The following is a 5,983-nucleotide window of genomic DNA, read 5'->3' as shown; positions in this document are numbered from 1 at the left end:
GCGCGGGCGAGCACCACGAGGGCGTCGACGAGCTGCCCCCACAGCTCGCGCAGCTCCCCCGCCTCCGGCCGTAGTTGGGCCAGCCGGGGCGCGGCCAGCCCCTCCTCCTGGTCGCCGAGGAACTCCAGCATCAGCTCCGTGCCGCGCAGCTGCACCGGGTAGGGGACGGTGATCGTGCCGTGGCGGGCGCCGACCTCCCAGAGCCGGGCCAGCGCGGCGAACTCGGCCGCCGCCCACTGCCCGGCGATCATCTGCCGGCCGAAGGCGGTGCGACCGGCCATCGCCCGGTTCTCCCTGGACCGGCGGACCCGGCGGCCCTCCAGGTAACCGGCGTCGCGGTGGAAGAGGCGGTGCTGGGGGTCCCGGTACCGCTTGGCCGCCAGCAGGCAGGACCGGTCGGTGCCGGGCACCGCCCGGCGGACGAGGTGGACGTCCGCCTCCTTGCCGGTCTTGAGCATCCCGAGTTCGGTGTCCTTGGCGGCCAGTTCGGTGACCAGCCACTCGGGGTGGGGCTGCGGGCCGTGCACGGCGTCGTCCCAGGACGACCAGCGCTCCCCCGTGTCGGGGTCGGGCTCGGCGTCGGGGTCGGCGAGGGCGGGCTCGGCGGCCCGGCCACGCTTCAGGAAGAGCTGTTCGTCGTCGTCGAAGCGGCGCTTGCCGCGGGTACGGCGCTCGCGCGCCGGAAGGTCGTGATCGCGCACTGCGGTGGTGATCCCTTGCTCGAGGCTGATGGGGGCAGGTGGTAGTGACCTGCGAAGACGGCCATGACCGACCCCCTCTCCTCGACCGGGCGCGGACCCGGTTGCACGATGCGCCGACCATGCTCGCGGTCCGACGCCGCCCCGGTCAACCGAATTACGCCAGCCCAGGTCCGGCGCCCCGCCGGGGCTGGGCGGAAACCCCTTGGCCAGCCGCCGCGCCGGCTCACCGGGCGGCTGGTGGCGCTCCCCCGTCAGGCGGCGAGCACCGTCGCGACGGCGGCGATCACGCCGTCCGCCGTGCGGGTGGGGGCGAACCGGTCGTCGACCCAGCTCCGCCCCCGGTGCAGCCAGACGCTGGGTAGGCCCACGGCGGCGGCGCCCCCGATGTCCGCCTCCGGGCCGTCGCCGACCACCCAGGCGCCGCGCAGGGGCAGCCGTACCCGCCGGGCGGCCAGCGCGAAGATCCTCGGGTTGGGCTTGCTGACGCCGACCTCCTCGGAGATGACCCAGTCGGCGACGAAGCGGTCCAGCCCGGTACGCCGGATCATGGCCTCCTGCTGGCGTACCCCGCCGTTGCTGACCACCACGGGCGTCCAGCCGGCCCCGTCGGCGATCCGCAGCGCGCAGGCGACCAGCGGGTCGAGCCGGATGTTGGCCACCACGCCGTCGTGCAGCTCCTCGACCAGGTCGATGGACGGGATCCGCAGCCCGTAGCGGTCACGCACGGCGTCGGCCACGTCCCACCGGTCGGTCAGCCCGTCGGCGTCGATGGACAGCAGCCAGTCGATGTCGGCCGGCGGCGCGCCGACACCGGCCAGGAAACGCTCCCCCCAGGCGCGGAACGGACCGGCCCGGTCGAGCAGCGTGTTGTCCAGGTCCAGCAGGAGCAGCGGCACTCGGGCACCTTACGGGAGCGCGACCGCCCGGCGACAGTGCCGGCTCCTCCCCGCGCCCGTCAGGCCGGCAGCGCGGAGCGGGCGCCGCCCTGGTGGGGCAGGCGGTCGAGCAGCATGCAGTGGGCCGCCCGGGTCGCCGCGAGGGCCTCCGGGGCGAGCGCGACGACCAGTACGGCCTCGCCGGTGTCCGCGCCCCGGGCCAGCGGCCGGCCCTCCGGGTCGTAGACCGCCGCGCCGCCGTTGAACCGCCACGGGTCGGCGCCGCCGACGAGGTTGGCGAACACCACGTACATCGTGTTGTCCAGCGCACGGGCGGCGTAGTAGAGGTCGCGGCGGTGCTCGGAGCCGGCCAGGTAGCCGCTCGGGCAGAGGTAGCCGTGCGCCCCGTCGGCCGCCGCTGCCCGGCCGTGCTCGGGGAAGCAGCCGTCGTAGCAGATGCCGAGCCCGAGCCGCCAGTCGTCGACGAGCAGGGTGGTACCCCGGTCACCGGCGACGAACAGCTCCCGCTCGCCGCTCCACAGCTGCTGCTTGTCGTAGCCGACGCGGACCTCGCCGGAGCGGTCGACCAGCAGGGCGGAGATCGTCCGCCGGCCGTCCGGGTGCCGGACGGCGGCGCCGACCACCACGGCGGCGCCACCGTCGCGAGCCGCCTCGCGCAGCGGGTCCAGCCGCGGGTCGTCCACCCGGGCCGCCGTGTCGGCCGCGACGTCGGTGCCGGCCGGATCGGCCGCGAGCGTCGGCAGGTGGTACGCCGGCAGGAAAAGCTCGGGCAGCACGGTCACCCGGGCGCCCCGCTCCGTGGCCTGGCGGACCAGCCGGGCGGCGCTCGCCGCGTTGCCGGCCACGTCGCCGGGGACGGGCTCGGCCTGCACGGCCGCGACGGTCAGCGGTGCGGCGGGGACCGCGACGGCGGTGGGAAGTGGCATCACCGGCCGATCCTAATCCGACGCGCCGACCTTGGATGATCATGCGCGCGGCCAAACCAAGCCGTACGTACGGTTTGCATGGTGGGGGGCGAGCTGTCACGATCGACCCGTGCCCAGAGTAAGTCAGGACCAGCTCGACGCGCGCCGGCAGGAGATTCTCGCCGCCGCGCGGGCCTGTTTCGCCCGGCACGGCTACGAGGGCGCCACCGTCCGCCGGCTCGAGGAGGCCACCCGGCTGTCCCGGGGCGCGATCTTCCACCACTTCCGCGACAAGGACTCGCTCTTCCTGGCGGTGGCCGAGGACGACGCCGCGGCCATGGTGGAGACGGTGGCCCGCAACGGCCTGGTCCAGGTCATGCGGGACCTCCTGGCCGGCGCGGTCTCCCCCGACACCACCGGCTGGCTGGGCAGCCAACTGGAGGTGTCCCGGCGGCTCCGGACCGACCCGGCGTTCGCCAGGCGGTGGGCGGAACGGTCGGCGGCGATCGCCGAGGCGACCCGCGACCGGCTCGCCCGGCAGCGGGAGGCGGGCGTGCTCCGCGAGGACATGCCGATCGACGTGCTGGCCCAGTTCCTCGAACTCGCCTACGACGGCCTGGTGCTGCACCTGGCGATGGGCCGTCCCGCCGGCGACCTCGGCCCGGTGCTCGACCTGGTCGAGGAGGCCGTCCGCCGCCGCTGACCGGCCGCCCTCGCGCCACTGCGTATCGGTCCGGTAACTCGGTCCACGCGGTGGGTCCACCCTGGCGGGCCTGCTCCACAATTGGGTCGCGATCCCCCTCGCCCGACAGGAGCAGCACATGACCGTCCTCGCCGCACCTGGTGACACCTGGGGCATCTCCGGTCCCGCCTTCCTCGGGGTCTATCTCCTCGCAGCCGTCGTGATCATCGTCGGCACGGTCGTCCACCGGCTCTCGGTCCTCGCCGGGCCGCAGGTGGGCGACGTGGGTCAGCTCGGCCCGCAGCAGGTCGCCTACCTCAACGGCGGGCAGCAACTGGCGATCTGGGCCTCGCTCGGCGGGCTGCGCAGCAGCGGGGCCATCGGCGTACGCCCGGACCGGCGGCTCACCACCGGCGGTGCGCTGCCGGCCGGGATCACGCCACTGGACCAGGCCATCCACTTCGCGGCCGGCCGGAACGCCACCACCCGGGAACTGGCCCGCGACGAGTGGGTGGTCCGGGCGCTCGACCAGCTCCGGACGAGTCTGGAGCAGCGCGGACTCGCGCTCCCGCCGGCCCGCCGGGCCGCGCTGCGCCGGGGCGCGTTCCTGCTCACCGCCCTGCTGCTGGTCGGCGTGTTGCGCATCTTCGCCGGCCTGGGCAACGACCGTCCCGTGGGCTGGCTCGTGCTGAGCCAGCTCCCGCTGATCGTCGTGGCCGTCCTCCTGTACCGGGTGCCGTGGCGCACCCGCGCCGCCACCCAGGCCCTGCGCGGCCTGCGGCGTCAGCACACCTACCTCGCGCCCGCCTCGGCCCCCGCCTACGCCACCTACGGCGCGGCGGGCGCCGCGATGGGGGTCGCGCTGTTCGGCACCGCGTCGCTCTACGCCATGGACCCCGGCTTCGCCAGCCAGGCCGAGATCCAGCGCCAGGCGATCAGCGGCTCCGGCGCCTCCTCGACCGGCGGCGGATGCGGCGGCGGCAGCTCGTGCAGCGGGGGCAGCTCGTGCGGCGGCGGCGGGGGTTGCGGCGGAGGCGGGTGCGGCGGATGACCGGCCCCGCCGGCGTCGGCATCGGCTGGCGGCCGGAGATCGCCGGGTTCGTCGCCGACCTGCCCGGGCTGCGCTTCGTGGAGGTGGTCGCGGAGAGCGTCGCCGCGACCGGGCCACCGCCCGCCGGGCTGGCCGCGCTGCGCGAGCGCGGCGTGACGGTCGTACCGCACGGCGTGCGCCTCTCCCTCGGCGGCGCGGAACCGGTCGACCCGGCGCGCGTCGCCCACCTGGGCGCGGTGGCGGAGCTGGTCGGGGCGCCGCTGGTCAGCGAGCACATCGCCTTCGTCCGGGCCGGCGGCGTCGAGGCCGGTCACCTGCTGCCGCTGCCCCGCAGCCGGGAGGCGGTCGACGCGGTCTGCGCCAACGTCGCCCGCGCGCAGGCCGCGCTGCCGGTGCCGCTCGCGCTGGAACCGATCGCGGCCCTGTTCGACTGGCCCGACGACGAGCTGGACGAGGCCGACTTCCTCACCGAGATCCTGGACCGCACCGGCGCGTTCCTGCTGCTGGACGTCGCCAACGTGTACGCCAACGCCCGCAACCGGGGCACCGACCCGCTGGCGCTGCTCGACCGGCTGCCGCTGGAGCGGGTCTCCTACGTGCACGTGGCGGGCGGCGCCGAGCACGGCGGCTACTACCACGACACGCACACCGATCCGGTGCCCCCGGCGGTGCTCGACCTGATCCGCGAGCTGTGCGCCCGCCGCCGGCCGCCGGCGTTCCTGCTGGAACGCGACGGGCACTACCCGCCCGCCCCGGTGCTCCGCGCCGAGTTGGACGCCCTCGCCGCCGTGTCCGGCTTCCCGGTGGTGACGTGAGCGGCGACCTGGCCGAGCGGCAGGCGGCGCTGGTGGCGGCGCTGGTCGCCGGCGGCCCGGTGCCGGCGGGCTTCGACCCGGCGGCGCTCGCCGCCGCCGGGACCGCGCTGCTCCGCAAGCGCGCCGGGGAGGTGGCCCGGCACTGGCCGCTGCTCGCCGCCGGTCTCGGTCCCCGGTGGCCGGAGACCTTCGCCCGCTGGGCGGCCGGGCGGCCGACCGGAGGCTCGCTGCGCGACGGCTGGGACCTGGCCCGCGACCTGCGCGACCGGGGCGCGCTGCCGCCGCTCGGCGCGGAGGAGTTGGCCGCGCGCGAGGCCGCCCACCGCTACGACGGGCACACCCCGCCGCGCCCGCGTCGGCTGCCGGCGTGGGGGCGCGCCGGCGGGGCCGTCGCGGTCCAGCTCGCCGGTCGGGTACGCCTGCTGCGTCCCGCCCGCAGCTGAACCGCCCGCCACCGGACCGCCCGCCGCTGAGCGCCCACCGCGCACCGGCCCGAGGGCCCCGCTGGCGGATCCGGCCGGGTGCGGCAGGATCGACGGCATGGATCTCGGACTGACCGATCGGGTGTACGTACTCACCGGCGCCTCCCGAGGGCTGGGCTTCGCCACCGCGCAGTGTCTCGTCGCCGACGGCGCCCGGGTGGTGCTCTCCGCCCGCGACGCCGACGCGGTGGCCGCCGCCGCGCAGCGCCTCGGCGGGCCGGAGCGGGCGGTCGGGCTTACCGCCGACCTGGCCGACGCGCAGACGCCGGAGCGCCTCGTGGCGGTGGCCCGGGAGCACTTCGGACGGCTCGACGGGGCACTGGTCTCGGTCGGCGGGCCGCCGCCGGGCAGCGCCGCCTCGGTCACCGACGAGCAGTGGCGCCGCTCCTTCGAGACGGTCTTCCTCGGCACCGTCCGGATGGTTCGCACCGTCGCCGAGCACCTGGCCGGG

8 protein-coding genes are annotated in these 5,983 nt (G+C 76.5%); 5 read left to right on the top strand and 3 right to left on the bottom strand.

Features of this window, described 5'->3' with window-relative positions; translation table 11 throughout:
• The 3 genes from F6X68_RS29690 to F6X68_RS29680 all read right to left on the bottom strand — a co-directional run.
• Positions 1-701, bottom strand: a 701-nt coding sequence (locus F6X68_RS29690; protein ID WP_151457347.1) for an RIO1 family regulatory kinase/ATPase, incomplete at its 3' end; no start/stop codon positions are given.
• Positions 702-952: 251 nt separating this feature from the next.
• Positions 953-1,597 (bottom strand): HAD family hydrolase, encoded by a 645-nt coding sequence (locus tag F6X68_RS29685; RefSeq protein WP_151457346.1) that lies wholly within the window; start codon positions 1,595-1,597, stop codon positions 953-955.
• Between the two features lie 59 nt (positions 1,598-1,656).
• Entirely contained in the window at positions 1,657-2,523 is an 867-nt protein-coding gene (locus F6X68_RS29680; protein ID WP_151457348.1) for a carbon-nitrogen hydrolase family protein, read from the bottom strand.
• Between the two features lie 109 nt (positions 2,524-2,632).
• On the opposite strand from F6X68_RS29680, the gene F6X68_RS29675 reads away from it, so the two are divergent.
• From F6X68_RS29675 to F6X68_RS29655, 5 genes are all read left to right on the top strand, one after another.
• Positions 2,633-3,205 (top strand): TetR/AcrR family transcriptional regulator, encoded by a 573-nt coding sequence (locus tag F6X68_RS29675; protein ID WP_151457345.1) that lies wholly within the window; start codon positions 2,633-2,635, stop codon positions 3,203-3,205.
• Between the two features lie 118 nt (positions 3,206-3,323).
• Positions 3,324-4,235, top strand: coding sequence for a TIGR04222 domain-containing membrane protein (locus F6X68_RS29670; RefSeq protein WP_151457344.1), 912 nt, complete (start codon positions 3,324-3,326; stop codon positions 4,233-4,235).
• Complete coding sequence (locus tag F6X68_RS29665; protein WP_151457343.1) at positions 4,232-5,050, top strand: DUF692 domain-containing protein; 819 nt, start codon at positions 4,232-4,234, stop codon at positions 5,048-5,050. Before F6X68_RS29670 ends, F6X68_RS29665 begins: the two co-directional genes overlap by 4 nt.
• Complete coding sequence (locus F6X68_RS29660) at positions 5,047-5,493, top strand: hypothetical protein (RefSeq protein ID WP_151457342.1); 447 nt, start codon at positions 5,047-5,049, stop codon at positions 5,491-5,493. Before F6X68_RS29665 ends, F6X68_RS29660 begins: the two co-directional genes overlap by 4 nt.
• Positions 5,494-5,590: 97 nt before the next feature.
• Positions 5,591-5,983, top strand: a 393-nt coding sequence (locus F6X68_RS29655) for an SDR family NAD(P)-dependent oxidoreductase (RefSeq protein ID WP_151457341.1), incomplete at its 3' end; no start/stop codon positions are given.

Origin of the sequence: Micromonospora sp. AMSO12t (assembly GCF_008806585.1) — a bacterium.
GTDB lineage: Bacteria > Actinomycetota > Actinomycetes > Mycobacteriales > Micromonosporaceae > Micromonospora > Micromonospora reichwaldensis.
Note: the sequence above shows the minus strand (reverse complement) of the source record. Positions and strands in the feature narration are given on the sequence as shown.

What these genes read in the sequence shown, in the direction of transcription:
- F6X68_RS29670 (WP_151457344.1), top strand. Translation starts at nt 3,324, where the DNA reads ATGACCGTCCTCGCCGCACCTGGTGACACCTGGGGCATCTCCGGTCCC.
- F6X68_RS29680 (WP_151457348.1), bottom strand. Translation starts at nt 2,523, where the DNA reads ATGCCACTTCCCACCGCCGTCGCGGTCCCCGCCGCACCGCTGACCGTC.
- F6X68_RS29665 (WP_151457343.1), top strand. Translation starts at nt 4,232, where the DNA reads ATGACCGGCCCCGCCGGCGTCGGCATCGGCTGGCGGCCGGAGATCGCC.